This is a genomic window from Bradyrhizobium cosmicum (assembly GCF_032290525.1).
GTDB classification, from domain to species: Bacteria; Pseudomonadota; Alphaproteobacteria; order Rhizobiales; family Xanthobacteraceae; genus Bradyrhizobium; species Bradyrhizobium cosmicum_A.
The window spans coordinates 1-287 of sequence record NZ_JASXTA010000152.1; the positions used below are offsets into that span (position 1 = coordinate 1).

Consider the following 287-nt stretch of genomic DNA (forward strand, 5'->3'; position numbering starts at 1 on the left):
GACCAGATGCTGCGCAAAACGGTCGATGCGCTGATCCCATTCCGGGCGCTCGCGGTGCGAGAACTCCCAGGTCCAGATCGTGTCGCACAGGAGATAAAGCACGTAGGTGGCATTCTCGGTGTATTTCAGCACCGTGCCGAGCAGGGCAACGAAGAGGGCGGCCGCGATGGCGATGCTGAATGCGTCGGGAATGCCGATGGCGTTCAGGCCCTTCTCGAACACGAAGGCGATGGCGCCGACACACACGGCCTCCAGCAACAGCATCAGATGCGGATAGGTGATGAAAG

Annotated in this window: 1 protein-coding gene; it reads right to left on the bottom strand. The window is 60.6% G+C overall.

Translation table 11 applies throughout. From position 1 onward, the window contains the following. Positions 1 to 287, bottom strand: a 287-nt coding sequence (locus tag QSV46_RS39445) for a hypothetical protein (protein WP_314964055.1), incomplete at both ends; no start/stop codon positions are given.